13 protein-coding genes are annotated in these 13558 nt (G+C 69.1%); 4 read left to right on the plus strand and 9 right to left on the minus strand.

From position 1 onward, the window contains the following. Positions 1-53 precede the first annotated feature (53 nt). The 4 genes from efeU to AC1DP3_RS06810 all read left to right on the plus strand — a co-directional run bounded on the left by efeU (position 54) and on the right by AC1DP3_RS06810 (position 4731). Positions 54-1016, plus strand: a complete 963-nt coding sequence (efeU, locus tag AC1DP3_RS06795) for an iron uptake transporter permease EfeU (RefSeq protein ID WP_477292393.1) — start codon at positions 54-56, stop codon at positions 1014-1016. After that, positions 1013-2242, plus strand: coding sequence for an iron uptake system protein EfeO (efeO, locus tag AC1DP3_RS06800; RefSeq protein ID WP_477292394.1), 1230 nt, complete (start codon positions 1013-1015; stop codon positions 2240-2242). The genes efeU and efeO overlap by 4 nt, the downstream gene beginning before the upstream one ends. 1 nt (position 2243) lies before the next feature. Continuing rightward, positions 2244-3572, plus strand: a complete 1329-nt coding sequence (efeB, locus tag AC1DP3_RS06805; protein ID WP_477292395.1) for an iron uptake transporter deferrochelatase/peroxidase subunit — start codon at positions 2244-2246, stop codon at positions 3570-3572. Between the two features lie 325 nt (positions 3573-3897). Beyond that, positions 3898-4731: a zinc-ribbon domain-containing protein gene (locus AC1DP3_RS06810; RefSeq protein ID WP_477292396.1), complete on the plus strand. Its 834-nt coding sequence runs from the start codon at positions 3898-3900 to the stop codon at positions 4729-4731. An 18-nt stretch (positions 4732-4749) separates the two neighbouring features. Here AC1DP3_RS06810 and panB read toward each other — a convergent pair whose 3' ends face one another. The 9 genes from panB to AC1DP3_RS06855 all read right to left on the minus strand — a co-directional run bounded on the left by panB (position 4750) and on the right by AC1DP3_RS06855 (position 13493). Further along, positions 4750-5628 carry a 3-methyl-2-oxobutanoate hydroxymethyltransferase gene (gene panB / locus AC1DP3_RS06815; protein WP_477292641.1) on the minus strand — a complete coding sequence of 293 codons (879 nt, stop codon included), beginning with the start codon at positions 5626-5628 and terminating at the stop codon, positions 4750-4752. 53 nt (positions 5629-5681) lie between these two features. Beyond that, a complete protein-coding gene (gene panD, locus AC1DP3_RS06820; protein WP_477292397.1) occupies positions 5682-6080 on the minus strand; it encodes an aspartate 1-decarboxylase in 399 nt (132 codons plus the stop codon). Further along, the gene (gene panC / locus AC1DP3_RS06825; protein ID WP_477292398.1) at positions 6080-6925 is read right to left on the minus strand and encodes a pantoate--beta-alanine ligase; all 846 of its coding nucleotides are present in this window, start codon (positions 6923-6925) and stop codon (positions 6080-6082) included. The genes panD and panC overlap by 1 nt, the downstream gene beginning before the upstream one ends. Beyond that, positions 6922-7737: a DUF2520 domain-containing protein gene (locus tag AC1DP3_RS06830; protein WP_477292399.1), complete on the minus strand. Its 816-nt coding sequence runs from the start codon at positions 7735-7737 to the stop codon at positions 6922-6924. Before AC1DP3_RS06830 ends, panC begins: the two co-directional genes overlap by 4 nt. A gap of 240 nt (positions 7738-7977) precedes the next feature. After that, positions 7978-8472 carry a MarR family winged helix-turn-helix transcriptional regulator gene (locus AC1DP3_RS06835; protein ID WP_477292400.1) on the minus strand — a complete coding sequence of 165 codons (495 nt, stop codon included), beginning with the start codon at positions 8470-8472 and terminating at the stop codon, positions 7978-7980. A 214-nt stretch (positions 8473-8686) separates the two neighbouring features. Next, the gene (gene mmsB / locus AC1DP3_RS06840) at positions 8687-9910 is read right to left on the minus strand and encodes a multiple monosaccharide ABC transporter permease (RefSeq protein ID WP_477292401.1); all 1224 of its coding nucleotides are present in this window, start codon (positions 9908-9910) and stop codon (positions 8687-8689) included. Between the two features lie 23 nt (positions 9911-9933). After that, positions 9934-11463 carry a multiple monosaccharide ABC transporter ATP-binding protein gene (gene mmsA / locus AC1DP3_RS06845; RefSeq protein WP_477292402.1) on the minus strand — a complete coding sequence of 510 codons (1530 nt, stop codon included), beginning with the start codon at positions 11461-11463 and terminating at the stop codon, positions 9934-9936. 105 nt (positions 11464-11568) lie between these two features. Further along, positions 11569-12645, minus strand: coding sequence for a multiple monosaccharide ABC transporter substrate-binding protein (gene chvE / locus AC1DP3_RS06850; RefSeq protein WP_477292642.1), 1077 nt, complete (start codon positions 12643-12645; stop codon positions 11569-11571). A 110-nt stretch (positions 12646-12755) separates the two neighbouring features. Then, positions 12756-13493, minus strand: a complete 738-nt coding sequence (locus tag AC1DP3_RS06855; RefSeq protein WP_477292403.1) for a class II aldolase/adducin family protein — start codon at positions 13491-13493, stop codon at positions 12756-12758. Positions 13494-13558: the final 65 nt, after the last annotated feature.

The raw sequence follows: 13558 nt of genomic DNA on the forward strand, positions 1-13558 counted from the left end.
CTTCAGGACGCCCCATACGTCCATACCCCTCCCTTTCCGTCAGGACAAACGCTGTGCTCGCCACCTTCCTCATCGGCCTCCGTGAAGGGCTCGAAGCGGCTCTGGTCGTCGGAATCCTCATCGCGTACCTGACGCGGCTGGAGCGCCGCGACGTGCTTCCGCGGCTCTGGGCCGGTGTCGCGCTCGCGGTGGGCCTCGCCGTCGCCATCGGCGCGGTGCTCACGTTCGGCGCCTACGAGATGACCTTCGAGGCGCAGGAGCTGCTCGGCGGGCTTCTGTCGGTGCTGACCGTCGCGATGGTCACGTGGATGATCTTCTGGATGCAGCGCACGGCGCGGACGCTGAAGCGCAGCCTCGAAGGCGATCTCGACCGCGCGCTCGCGACCGGGGGGCTGTGGGCGATCGTCGTCATCGGGTTCGTCTCGGTGGCGCGCGAAGGGGTCGAGACCACCCTGCTGCTGTGGTCGATGGTCCAGTCGTTCGGAGATGCGCCCGCTGCGCTGCTCGGGGCTCTCCTCGGACTCGGCGCGGCGGTGGTGCTCGGAGCACTCCTGTCGCGCGGGATGCTGCGCCTCAACCTCCGCACGTTCTTCACGTGGACAGGCGCCTTCCTGATCGTCGTCGCCGCGGGCGTCCTCGCCTACGGGATCCTCGATCTGCAGGAGGCCGGGGCGCTGCCCGGCCCCTTCACCGCGATGGCCCCCATCGACCCCCACACCGGCGCGGTCGCGGTGGGCTGGGCGGCATTCCCGTTCGGCTGGGCCTTCGATGTCACGGGCGCGATCCCTCCCGGCTCGGCGCTCGCCACGGTGCTGCAGGCCACCGTCGGCTTCATGCCGCGCATGTCGTGGCTGCAGGTCGTCGCGTGGGTGGGGTACATCGCCGTGGTGGGAACGCTGTGGGCGCGAGTGCAGTTCCGCCGCACGCCTGCTCCCTCCGCCGGAGCCGCGCCCTCCGGCGCGGCCGCCCAGCCTGCACCCGTCCTCTCGTCCACTCCACAGCAAGGAGCACCATGACCTCGCACCGCCTCGTCGGCGCTCTGGCCATCACCGCCATCGGCGCGATCGCCCTCTCGGGCTGCGTCGCGAAAGCCGATGCCGCCACGAGCGGCACGCTAAGCGTCTCGTCCACCGCCGACGCCTGCACCGTGTCGTCCTCGACGGTCGAAAGCGGCACGGTGGCCTTCGATGTCACGAACGACACGGACGACGTGAGCGAGTTCTACCTGCTCGCCGAGGACGGCCTCCGCATCGCCGGAGAGGTCGAGAACATCGCTCCGGGAGCATCGCGCAGCCTCACCGTCACCCTTCAGCCCGGCGATTACTACACCGTGTGCAAGCCCGGCATGGTCGGTGACGGCGTCGGCAGGGCCGCGTTCACGGTGACGGGTGATTCGGTGGCCCTGGACGGACCGGATGCCGAGCAGAAGCAGCAGGCGGTCGACCTGTACGCCGCGTTCGTGAAGGACCAGGTCGGCCAGCTGGTGCCGGCCACCGAGACCCTCGTCAGCGCGTACGAGTCGGGCGACGACGCCGCAGCGCGCGAGCAGTTCCCCCAGACGCGCGCCTTCTACGAGCGGATCGAGCCGGTCGCCGAGTCGCTCGGCGACCTCGACCCGCGCATCGACTTCCGGGAGGTCGACGCCGTCGCGGACGGACTGGACTGGACCGGATTCCACCGCATCGAGAAGGACCTCTGGGTACCGGCGCAGGACGCGCTGAACGCCGACGGCGAGACGCCGGCGTGGCAGGACTGGGCGCCTTCGACCATAGAGGAGCGGGCCGCCTTCGGAGACCAGCTGATCGCCGACGTGCAGGAGCTGTACGACTACGTCCACTCGGCCGATTTCGAGGCGGCGCTGGACAAGAGCGGCGTGTCGGGGATCTCGAACGGCGCCATCGCGCTCCTCGACGAGGTCGCGACCGGCAAGATCACCGGCGAAGAGGACTGGTGGTCGGGAACGGATCTCTGGGACTTCGCCGCCAACGTGGAGGGATCCGAGATGGCCTTCTCGCTCGTGAAGGACTTCGCCACCTCCACCGGTGACGAAGGCGCTGCGCTCGCGACCGAGATCGAGGCAGGGTATGCCGACCTCGAAGCCGCGCTCGCCGCCCACGGCTCGCTCGCCGAAGGGTTCCAGAACTACGACGAACTCACCACCGACGACAAGCGCGCCCTCACCGACCTCATCAACGCGCTCGCCGAGCCGCTCTCGCAGCTCACCGCGACCGTCCTCGCGTGACATGAACGACGTGCCACACGGGGCGGCAGCCGCCGGCGACGGGGCGAGCGCTGCGTCGGCGGTCGGCGACGCGCCGCGCGGCGTGTCCCGGCGAGGCCTGTTCGGGCTCGCCCTCGGCGCGGGTGCCGCAGGCCTCGCCGTCGGTGCGGGGACGGCGACGGCCGTCGCGGTAGGCCGGGCACAGGACGCGGATGCTGCGGCATCAGCGCACGAGTTCTTCGGCGCCCACCAGGCCGGCATCACGACGCCCGTGCAGGACCACCTGCACTTCGCCTCGTTCGACATGATGGCGCGGACGAACCGCGACGACCTCGTCTCGCTGCTCCAGGACTGGTCGTACGCGGCCTCCCGCATGACGCAGGGGCTCGAGGTGAGCGCGACCGGCTCGGTCGGAGGCTCACCGGAGGCGCCGCCGGACGACACGGGTGAGGCCCAGGGGCTGCCGGCCGCGAACCTGACGATCACGATCGGGTTCGGTCCGACGCTGTTCGAGTCGGACGGTGTCGACCGCTACGGCATCGCCGCACGACGGCCGGCTTCACTCGAGCGCCTCCCCGCCTTCGTGGGCGACGACCTCGCACCGGATTCCTCGGGGGGCGACCTGTGCATCCAGGCGTGCGCCGACGATCCTCAGGTGGCCGTCCACGCCGTGCGCAACCTGAGCCGGATCGCCTTCGGCCGGGCGCGTCTGCGCTGGTCGCAGCTCGGCTTCGGGCGGACCTCCCGAACGACATCGACCCAGGCCACCCCGCGCAACCTCTTCGGGTTCAAGGACGGCACGGCGAACATCCTCGCCGACGACCGCGAGGCGCTCGCCGATCACGTGTGGGTCGCAGCATCCGATCAGCCGGCATGGATGGCGGGCGGCTCGTACCTGGTGGCCCGCAAGATCGCGATGCTCATCGAGACCTGGGACAGGGTTCGGCTCTCGGAGCAGAACGGGATCATCGGGCGCGAGAAGGGGAGCGGCGCGCCGCTCTCGGGCGGCGAGGAGTTCACCGAGCCGGATCTCGCGGCGACGGCGGCGGACGGCACCCCCGCCATCCCGACCACGAGTCACGTGCGCCTCGCGCATCCCCAATCGAACGGAGGGACCCGGATGCTGCGCCGCGGGTACAACTTCGTGGACGGCAACAACGACCTGGGCCGACTGGATGCCGGACTGTTCTTCCTGTCGTTCCAGCGCGACCCCGACCAGTTCGTCCGGGTGCAGCGGAATCTGTCGACCGACGTCATGAGCGAGTACGTCCGCCACGTCGGGTCGGGGCTCTGGGCGGTCCCGCCCGGGGCGAAGCAGGGCTCCTACGTGGGGGCCGGCCTCTTCGCCTGATCGTGTGCGCTTGACCCCTGCTCGCCTGAACCCCTCGGCTCAGGCGAGGCGCACTGCCCAGGCGAGGCGCACTGCCCAGGCGAGGCGCAATGCCCAGGCGAGGCGCAATGCCCAGGCGAGGCGCAATGCCCAGGCGAGGGGCAATGCCCAGGCGAGGGGGAAGTGAGCGCAAAGCATCCTCGCCTCGGCATTCGCCCTCGCTTGGTCATGAACGCGCGGCAGCCGATCGGGCACCTGCTCTGCGCCTGTGCTGCTTCGTTGTCGCCGCCATCTAGGGGCCTCCGCGTCTGATCGCTCTGTCGGAGGTCGGGGATACTGTGCCCTCATGGCGGAACGGGTCGAGGCGTGGTGGGCGCGACGGCAGTTCTCGCGCGGAGCCGACGTGCCCTACCCGATCGGCACCTACCGTGAGGCGTGGGCGGCGTATCCAGCGCTCATCCGGCAGTACCACCCCGAGCTCAACGCCGGGATCACCCTGACGCAGGTGCCGCCGGCAGCCGACGTCCTGCTGCTCTGGCAGTGTGAGGCCGGGCACACCTTCGCGGCGACACCGGGCGAGCAGCGAGGGCGGCCAGGACGTGAGCGACGGCGCTCGGCGTGGTGCCCGGAGTGCTCAACGCTCGCCGTGCCGGGCAGGGTGCGCGGTGCAGGACCGGCGAAGGCGAAGCGGCCGAAGCCCGCGAGGCCCGCTGCCGCAATGTGCGCGAAGACACCCCCTCTGCCGGTCGGCGAGGCCTTCGTGAGCGCGTGCGCGCCGAAGCCCGCGTCCGCGGTCGAGGCGCAGCTGCGGGCGGACGTCTTCGCGCGCCTGGAGGTGACCCCGGGCTTCAACGCCGTGAAGGTCGGTCGCCCGTTCTTCGACCACGTGGAGGTGTGGCCCGACATCCTCCTTCCCGAGCTGCGGATCGCGATCGAGTACGACAGCCCCGGGCGGTTCGGCCTCGAACACGTCGGCGGTCGTGAAGAGACGGATCGGCGCAAAGACCGGGTGCTGCGGGCCGCGCACTGGGAGGTCGTGCGGATCCGCACCGGCAAGCTCGAGAAGCTCGGACCCTACGACGTGCAGATGTCGACCATGGGCCGCAAGGGGATCGAACGGCTCATCGACGCGTTCCGAGACATCCGGGGGCCGCTGTTCGTCGACGCGTACCTGCGATGAAGGCGATGCTCTGAGCTCTCAGAGGTCGGCGAGCAGGGCCCGCAGGCGCGCCGACTCGTCGGCAGCCATCGAGTAGCCGTGCTCCGGCGCGGGGTAGCGGCCCTCGCGGACGTCGCCCGCGTACGCGCTCACGCCGTCGATCATCGCCGAGCGCAAGTGGGCGTACTGCTTGACGAAGCGCGCCGGGCGCCCGCCGTAGATACCGAGGAGGTCGTGGAAGACGAGCACCTGCCCGTCCGTCGCCGGTCCCGCGCCGATGCCGATGACGGGCACCCGCATGAGCGGCATCACGGCTTCGGTGACGTCGCTCGGGATCGCCTCGAAGACGACGGCGAAGCATCCCGCCTCCTGCAGGGCGAGGGCGCTGCGGCAGACGGCGAGGGCCTCGTCGGCGGTGCGGCCCTGCGACCGGTAGCCGCCCAGCGTGGCCGCGGTCTGCGGCGTGAGGCCGACGTGTCCCACGACGGCGATGCCCGCCGCGACGATCGCCCGTGCGCGGTCGACCGACGTGCCGCCGCGCTCGATCTTGACGGCGTCGCAGCCGGTCGTTTTCACGAAGCGCTGCGCGGTGGCGACGGCCTGCTCGTCGGAGGCCTCGTACGACCCGAACGGCAGGTCGGCCACCAGGAGCGCGCTCGAGAGCCCACGCCGGACGGCCGAGGTGAGCATCAGCATCTCGTCGATCGTGACGGGCACGGTGCTCTCGTAGCCGAGCACGGTCATCGCCGCCGAGTCGCCGACGAGGACGACGTCCACACCGGCCGCGTCGACGACCTGTGCAGTCGGGTGGTCGTAGGCCGTCACCATGACGATCGGCTGGCCCGCGGCCTTCTTGGCGGCGAGCTCGGCGAAGGTCACCTTCGAGCGAGCGGTCGCCTCGGGCGCGCGCGTCGCCAAGCCGGGGGTGGGGGGCGGAGCCCCGTGGGGATCGGATGCAGGGGGCCGGGCGCTCACGCGAGCACTCCGTGCATCCCGTGCAGCTCGGCCACGGCGTCGTCGATCGAGACGATCGCGTTGCCGCGATCGACGTGCACGACGACGGGCTCGTAGTCCGCAAGCTCCGCGCGGTCGTAGTCGGCGTAGGAGATGACGATGATGGTGTCGCCGCGGTGCACGAGTCGCGCGGCGGCCCCGTTGACCTGGATCTCACCCGCGCCGCGCACGCCCGCGATCGTGTAGGTCTCGAAGCGGGCGCCGTTGTCGACGTCCACGACGTGCACCTGCTCGTGCTCGAGGATGTCGGCCGCCTCGAGCAGATCCGGGTCGATCGTGATCGAGCCGACGTAGTTGAGGTCGCTCCCCGTGACTGTCGCCCGGTGGATCTTCGACTTGAGCATCGTCCGGCGCATCAGGCCTCCAGTATCCGGTTGTCGATCAGTCGTGCGCCGCCCACCCGGGCGGCGACGGCGAGCAGGGCAGCGCCATCGACGGCGGCCAGGGAGTGGAGGTCGTCCGGTGCGCGCAGCTCGAGATACTCCGGGACGATTCCGGATGCCGTCAGCTCGGCCTCGGCTGCCGCGAGCAGGGTGGCGGCATCCGTCGTCCCTGCCCGCACGAGAGCCTCGGCGGCGGTCAGCGCACGATTCAGCGCGGTCGCCTGGGTGCGCGCGGCCGCGTCGAGGTAGACGTTCCGGGAACTCATCGCGAGCCCGTCCGCCTCGCGGACGATGGGGCACGCGACGATCCGCACCGGGATGTCGAGATCGCGCACCAGGCTACGGACGACCACGATCTGCTGCGCGTCCTTCTGTCCGAAGTAGGCGGCGTCGGGTGCGACCATCGCGAAGAGCTTGGCGACGACCGTCGCGACGCCGTCGAAGTGCTGCGCACCGCGCACTGCGCCGCAGAGCACCTCGGTGACTCCCGAGACATGGATCGTCGTGGCGAACCCGTCGGGGTAGACCTCGGTCACCCCGGGGGCGAAGAGGATGTCGGCCCCAGCCGCGTGCGCGAGGTCGGCATCCCGCGCCTCGTCCCGGGGGTAGGCCGAGAGGTCTTCGTTCGCGCCGAACTGCGTCGGGTTGACGAACAGCGAGACGACCACGAGGTCGCTCTCGGCGCGAGCCCGGCGGATGAGCGACAGGTGTCCGTCGTGGAACGCCCCCATCGTGGGAACCAGGCCCACGACGTGACCGCGCGACCGTGCATCCGCGACGGCGGTGCGGACCTCGGCCACCGTCCGGATGACCCTCACGAGACGACGGCTTCCGGTGAGGCGAGGGCTCCCGCGGCGGTGAGAGCTGCGGGGGAGGTGTGGGCGCCCGGCGATCGATGGGCGAGCGCGCGAGTCTCGGCGGTCAGGGCGTCGAAGAGCGGCAGCAAGTAGGGCGCGGCATCCCCGATGGCGGTCCGCTGGCGTGCGACGGTCTCGCTGTCGCCCCGCGCGACGGGTCCGGTGAGGGCCGCTTCAGGACCGAGCGCCGCCCAGTTGTCCACCGTCCGGCGGACGAGCGGTGCGAGCAGTTCGCGGGCGTCTTCGGGGGAGAGCCCGGCGGCGCCCGCGATGCGCTCGGCGGCGGCTTCGAGGGTCACGAGATAGTTCGAAGCGAGGGAGGCGGCCGCGTGATAGGCGGCGCGCTGCTCATCGGCGATCACGAAGGGATGCGCGCCGAGCGCCGTCGCGAGGTTCAGCGCAGCATCCGTCGCCTCCTGCGTGCGGCCTGCCACGGCGCAGCCGATGCCGCGGAAGGCGTCGGGTCCCTCGTCGCCGACGAAGGTCTGGAGCGGGTGCAGGCCGAAGTCGACCTGGGTGAGGGGCGTCGCCCCGGACGTGTGGCCGATGAGACCGCCGTGGCCGCGGAGGGCGGCGGCGACACCGGCGATGGCGTCGTCGGGCACGCAGAGGAGCACGATCTCGGCAGGTGCGATGTGCTCGCCACGTGCGGTCGGCCCGTGCACGCGGAGGCCCGCGGCACGGAGGGCCCGTGCGAGGACGCGTCCGAGGCGCCCTGCGCCGACGATGGCGATGGTCGCGGCGGGACGCGCGTGATCAAGCGAAGAGTTCATGGGTGCGGGCCCGGGAGATAGGCACCGGACACGCCAATTCTAGGGCTTGGCGCACCGAGTCCAGAAAGGGGGGCCTCGCGCCCTGGTGCCCCTGCCCCCAGCCGCTCCTGCCGGTGCGGACGAGACGTGCCTAATGGCGGGGATTCAGGACGACACGCCGCCTACCCCTCGGCGCGTCGCCCATGATCCCCGCCGTTGCGTACGCGGGCGGACCGAGCTCCTGCCGGATCAGCGCTCGAGCTAGTCCTCGACCAGCAGCCGCAGCATGCTGGCGAGTTTGGCCTGATCGGGCCCGCTCACGCCGGCGAGCGCCGCTGCCTCCGCTCGCACCAGCTCTGTCATCGCGGCATCCACCCGATTCTCGCCGTCCGTCGTGATCGCGACCAGGATGCCTCGACCGTCGTCCGGATTGGGGCGCCGCACGACCAGCCCACGGTCGGTGAGCTTGTCGAGTCGGGTCGTCATGGCGGCGCTGCCGATCATGGCGACCGTGACGAGCTGCGTGGCCGTCAGCTCGGTGCCCGCACGGCGAAGCGCGGCGAGCACATCGAACTCCCACGCGGCGAGCCCCGCGTGCGCGAAGGCACGCGCCCGGAGCTTCGCCAGCTGCACGGCCGCGCGCCGCAGCCGCGACATCACATCGAGCGGCGTCAGGTCGATGTCGGGGAGCAGGCGTGACCACGCGTCGATGAGCAGGTCGACCTCGTCGTCCTTGTCGGCCGGGCGTGCGGGCATGACTCCGACGCTAGCCGAACGAGCGGGTGAGGCGGATGCCGTTCCGGTCGGTTCGCTCGCCGGGTTGCCGCGGGAGCACGTGAAAGACGTCGGGGCCGACAGCATCCCGTCCCGTCGCCCGAAGGCGGTCGGAAGGGGAGCTCTCGGCCCCGTTGGTTGGCGTGCGTCAGCGAGCCGGGGGTTTGGGGCGGAGCCCCATTCGGGTCCCCGTCGGTCAGTTGCCGGCGCGGCGCTTGTTGAAGACGTCGAACGCGACGGCGAGCAGCAGCACGAGGCCCTTGACGGCCTGCTGCCACTCGATTCCGATGCCCATGATCGACATGCCGTTGTTCAAGACGCCGATGATCAGACCACCGATGATCGCGCCGCCGATCGTGCCGACGCCGCCCTGGACGGCCGCGCCGCCGATGAAGGCCGCGGAGATCGCCTCGAGCTCGAAGCCGTCACCCGCCTTCGGTCCGGCGAGGTTCAGGCGCGCGGTGAAGATGAGGCCGGCGAGCGCCGCGAGGGTGCCCATGTTCACGAACAGCCAGAAGTCCACGCGACGCGTCTTGACGCCCGACAGCTCGGCGGCGTGACGGTTGCCGCCGATCGCATAGATGTGACGGCCGAACACCGTCCGGTTCATCACGATGCCGTAGATCAGCACGAGCGCGGCGAGGATGATCAGCGTCACCGGGATGCCCTTGTATGAAGCGAGCGCCCACGCGAACCAGCCGATGACGACCGAGATGAGGATGAGCTTGATGACGAACCACGTGAAGGGCTCCACCTCCTGGCCGTACTTCTGACGACCGCGGCGCGTGCGCAGCTGCTGCACCACCAGAGCGACGATGGCGACCGCGCCGATGACCAGAGTGAACAGGTCGGGATCGGTTTCACCGAAGACGCCCGAGACGAAGCCGTTGCCGAGACCGCGGTACTCGGTCGGGAAGTTGCCGATGTTCGCGTTCCCCAGCACGACGAGCGCAAGGCCGCGGAAGATCAGCATGCCTGCGAGGGTCACGATGAAGGCGGGAATGCCGACAAAGGCGACCCAGAAGCCCTGCCACGCGCCGACCAGGGCACCGATCACCAGCGACAGGATCACTGACAGCCACCACGGCAGGCCCCAGGTGACGGCGAAGACGCCGGAGCATGCCCCGACGAACGCGGCGACCGACCCGACGGACAGGTCGATGTGGCCAGCGATGATGACCATCACCATGCCGATCGCGAGCACGAGGATGTACCCGTTCTGCACAATCAGGTTCGAGATGTTCTGCGGTCGCAGCAGGATGCCATCGGTCAGGATCGTGAACAGTGCCACGACGGCGATCAGCGCGATGAAGATGCCGTTCTTGCCGAGGTCGGCAAGAACGTGGCTGAGCCAATTCGTGAATTTGTTCTCGGGCGGGTTGACGTTCGCGCCGACGGCGGTGGACAAGTTGTCTGACATTTCTGTGTCTCCTGCGGAGCCGCTCAGCGCGGCTTCTCCATGGTCATGAGCTTGAGAACGGATTCGGGAGTCGCCTGAGCGATCGGCAGCTCGCCCGTGATACGCCCCTCGGAGAGCGCGTAGACGCGGTCCGAGATGCCGAGCAGCTCGGGCAGTTCGGAGGAGATCACGATGATGCCCTTTCCGGATGCCGCGAGCTTGTTGATGATCGTGTAGATCTCGTATTTCGCGCCGACGTCGATTCCTCGCGTCGGCTCATCGAGGATCAGGACATCGGGATCGGAGTAGATCCACTTCGAGAGGACGACCTTCTGCTGGTTGCCGCCCGAGAGCTTTCCGGTCTTGGCGAGGACGCTCGGCGCCTTGATGTTCATGCTCTGCCGGAACTCATCGGCGATCTTGAACTCTTCGTTGTCGTTGACGAGCACGCCGTTGGTGAGCTTGCCGAGGGAGGCCATCGAGATGTTGCGTTTGATGTCCTCGATCAGATTCAGCCCGTAGGTCTTGCGGTCCTCGGTCGCGYAGGCGAGTCCGTTCTCGATCGCCTCCGAGACCGTGCGCGTCTTGATCTCCTTGCCGCGCATGAAGACGCGGCCCGAGATCCGGCTGCCGTAGGAGTGGCCGAAGAGGCTCATCGCGAACTCGGTGCGGCCTGCGCCCATGAGCCCGGCGATGCCCACGATCTCGCCGGCGCGCACATTGATCGAGACGTTGTCGACCATGACGCGCGAGCCGTCCTGCGGGTGGTGCGCCRTCCAGTCCTCCACGCGCAGCAGTTCCTCGCCGATCTGCGGCTCGTGGTCCGGGTAGCGGTKCTCCAGGTCGCGCCCCACCATGTCGCGGATGATGCGGTCTTCGGTGACGTCGGCCTTGGCGATCGTCTCGATCGTCTTCCCGTCGCGGATGACGGTGACGGTGTCTGCGACCTTCTTGATCTCGTTCAGCTTGTGGCTGATGATGATCGACGTGATCCCCTCCTCTCGGAGGCTCAGGATCAGGTCGAGCAGGTGGTCGGAGTCCTCGTCGTTGAGAGCCGCCGTCGGTTCGTCGAGGATGAGGAGCTTGACTTCCTTCGAGAGCGCCTTGGCGATCTCGACCAGCTGCTGCTTGCCGACGCCGATCTGATTGATCGTGGTCGTGGGATTCTCTTTGAGCCCGACGCGCTTGAGCAGCGCACCCGCCTCGTAGTTGGTCTTGTTCCAGTCGATGAGGCCGCCGGCGCCCTTGCGCTCATTGTTGAGGAAGATGTTCTCGGCGATCGACAGGTAGGGGCTGAGCGCCAGCTCCTGGTGGATGATGACGATGCCCTTCGCCTCGCTTTCGCTGAGGCTCTTGAATTGCACTTCATCGCCCGCGAAGACGATGTCACCGTCATACGTGCCGTGCGGGTAGACCCCCGACAGCACCTTCATGAGGGTGGATTTGCCGGCGCCGTTCTCGCCGCAGATGGCGTGGATCTCGCCGCGCTCGACCGCGAGATTCACGTTCGAGAGCGCCTTGACGCCGGGGAAGGTCTTGGTGMTGTCGCGCATCTCGAGAATGATCTCGCTCATGTTCGCCGACTTCCTCGTGGGGTATTGACAGGGGGAGCGTAGCGGGTGATCGAGACGGTGACGGGTTGCCCCGCCACCGTCTCGATGACCAAGGGACTCGACCTCTTACAGGCCGAGTTCCTCCTTGGTCCAGTAGCCGGTGTCGACCAGAGCCGACTCGACGTTGTCCTTGACCACGGGCACCGGGCCGAGGAGGTACGACGGCACGACCTTCACACCGTTGTCGTACGTCTCGGTGTCGTTGACCTCGACGTCGTCTCCGTTGAGGAGCGCGATGGCCATGTTGGCCGCGACCTTCGCCAGTTCACGCGTGTCCTTGAAGATCGTCGCGTACTGCTCGCCCGACAGGATCGCCTGGACCGAGTTGACCTCTGCGTCCTGACCCGAGATGATCGGCCACTCGTCGCCGACCGAGTAGCCGGCGTCGGTGAGGGCCGAGATGATGCCGCGCGAGATGCCGTCGTAGGGCGAGAGCACCGCGTCGACCTGCGTGCCGTCGGAGTAGTTCGCCGTCAGGAGGTCCTCCATCCGGCTCTGAGCGGTCTCGCCGTCCCAGCGCAGCGTGGCGGCCTGCTCGATGTCGGTCTGGCCCGACTTCACGACGAGCGTTCCGTCGTCGATCAGCGGCTGGAGGACATCCATGGCGCCGTTGAAGAAGAAGAACGCGTTGTTGTCATCGAGCGAGCCTGCGAAAAGCTCGATGTTGAACGGACCCGCGGGAGCTCCATCGGTCGGGTTGCCCTCGAGGTCGGTGAGACCCAGGCCGTTGAGGACCGTCCACGCCTGCTGCTGGCCCACGAGGAAGTTGTCGAACGTCGCGTAGTAGTCGACGTTCTCGCTCTCGCGGATAAGGCGGTCGTACGCGATGACGGGGATGTCGGCATCTGCGGCGGTCTGGAGGACCTCGGACAGCGTGGTGCCGTCGATCGAGGCGATGATCAGCGCCTCGGCGCCCTTGGTGATCATGTTCTCGATCTGCGAGACCTGCGTGGGGATGTCGTCCTCTGCGTACTGCAGGTCGACCGAGAAGCCCGCGTCCTCGAGCTGAGCCTTGACGGCGTCGCCGTCCTGGATCCAGCGCTCCGAGCTCTTCGTGGGCATCGCGACGCCGATGAGGCCACCGCCGCCGTCGCCGTCTCCCTCGCCCGAGGTGGAACCGCCACCCGAGCATGCGGTGAGCATKAGTGCTCCTGCGGCAACGGCCGCGAGGAGGATCTTGTTCGCCTTCACTTGGTTTTCCTTTCGTTGTACATCGTCGTCTGTGTCGATGTAGGTGACCGCGCCCGCTCGGGCTACCGGCGGCCGTCGGTGGACTGGATGATCCGCTCGCGGAAGGCGTCGTGCAGCGCTTCCACCGTGGATGGGGCAAGGGGTGCCGCGTCTGCCCCAGGAGTCAGCGCCGCAACGCAGGCCATCTGCTCGAGCAGGCGGGCAGACTCGACCGCCTCGCGGGCGGTCGCTCCGGTGACGTACGCTCCGTCGCCGGCGACGAGAACCGCAGGCGCGGGGCCCGTGGCGAGGGCTCCTGCGACCGCTGCCGCCACCGCCTCGGCGTCGTCCAGCGGCGGTGTCACCGCAGGAATGCCGCCTCCGAACCTCTCGGCCATCGCGACGAGCAGACACGGGATGCCGGAGCCCGCCGCAGCATGGACAAGAGCGTGAGGAGACTGACTGCGCACGATCCCGCCGACCTCCGCGAAGTCGCGGTAGATGCGCCCGTGCACGGCGACATCGACGGCCGGAAGGCGCTCGCTGCCCGGAGTGCCCGCGAGGGCGATCCCTTCGCGGTCGCACACGATCGCGTTCTCGGGGGCGAGATCATCGTGCTCGCCCGCCGGCGGCTTGATGACGAAGAGGTCTGCGCCTGCGACCCGTGAGGAGACATTGCCGCCGCCCCAGCCGGCGAAGCCGCCCTGGACGAGCTCGGCGCTCAGCGCGGCGACCTCGGCCCTGGTGCGGGCGATCGCGACCTCGGTCTTGACGCCGCGCACGTACTGCTCGCGCTGCAGGGCATCTTCGGTCCGGGCCACGAAACGTACTTCCTCGTCGGTGAGTCGATCTGACAACTCCATGTGACCGTTCACATGGCAAGAGC

This window comes from Microbacterium sp. P5_B6 (assembly GCF_056400345.1).

Excerpts from the sequence above, each read along its gene's own strand:
- efeO (WP_477292394.1), top strand. The coding sequence starts at position 1,013 with ATGACCTCGCACCGCCTCGTCGGCGCTCTGGCCATCACCGCCATCGGC.
- efeB (WP_477292395.1), top strand. The coding sequence starts at position 2,244 with ATGAACGACGTGCCACACGGGGCGGCAGCCGCCGGCGACGGGGCGAGC.
- AC1DP3_RS06810 (WP_477292396.1), top strand. The coding sequence starts at position 3,898 with ATGGCGGAACGGGTCGAGGCGTGGTGGGCGCGACGGCAGTTCTCGCGC.
- panD (WP_477292397.1), bottom strand. The coding sequence starts at position 6,080 with ATGCGCCGGACGATGCTCAAGTCGAAGATCCACCGGGCGACAGTCACG.
- AC1DP3_RS06830 (WP_477292399.1), bottom strand. The coding sequence starts at position 7,737 with ATGAACTCTTCGCTTGATCACGCGCGTCCCGCCGCGACCATCGCCATC.
- AC1DP3_RS06835 (WP_477292400.1), bottom strand. The coding sequence starts at position 8,472 with ATGCCCGCACGCCCGGCCGACAAGGACGACGAGGTCGACCTGCTCATC.
- mmsB (WP_477292401.1), bottom strand. The coding sequence starts at position 9,910 with ATGTCAGACAACTTGTCCACCGCCGTCGGCGCGAACGTCAACCCGCCC.
- chvE (WP_477292642.1), bottom strand. The coding sequence starts at position 12,645 with ATGCTCACCGCATGCTCGGGTGGCGGTTCCACCTCGGGCGAGGGAGAC.